Source organism: Halomonas sp. ND22Bw, from assembly GCF_003011945.1.
In the GTDB taxonomy this organism is placed as follows: domain Bacteria; phylum Pseudomonadota; class Gammaproteobacteria; order Pseudomonadales; family Halomonadaceae; genus Halomonas; species Halomonas halophila.
This window is the reverse complement of the sequence record NZ_PXWD01001783.1, coordinates 1-236: the sequence shown is the minus strand read 5'-3', so window position 1 is coordinate 236 and position 236 is coordinate 1. Positions and strand designations below refer to the sequence as shown.

The 236-nt window shown below is 68.2% G+C and carries 1 protein-coding gene; it reads left to right on the top strand.

Annotated elements, in window-relative coordinates; genetic code table 11:
- Position 1: 1 nt before the first annotated feature.
- Positions 2-236 (top strand): VIT1/CCC1 transporter family protein (locus tag CVH10_RS24425; RefSeq protein ID WP_181244762.1); only part of this gene is annotated, 235 nt, incomplete at its 3' end.

Below are 236 nucleotides of genomic sequence, written 5' to 3'. Positions count from 1 at the left end.
GATCGCCCGTATCGGCTGGCTGAGAGCCGCTGTCCTGGGCGCCAACGACGGCCTTCTGTCCACCTCCAGCCTGATCGTCGGCGTGGCCGCGTCCGGAGCCCCGAAAACGGCGGTTCTGGTGTCGGGCGTGGCGGGTCTGGTCGCGGGCGCCATGTCCATGGCGGCCGGTGAATATGTATCCGTCAGCTCTCAGTCGGACACCGAAAAAGCCGACCTGGCCCGGGAAGCCGCCGAAC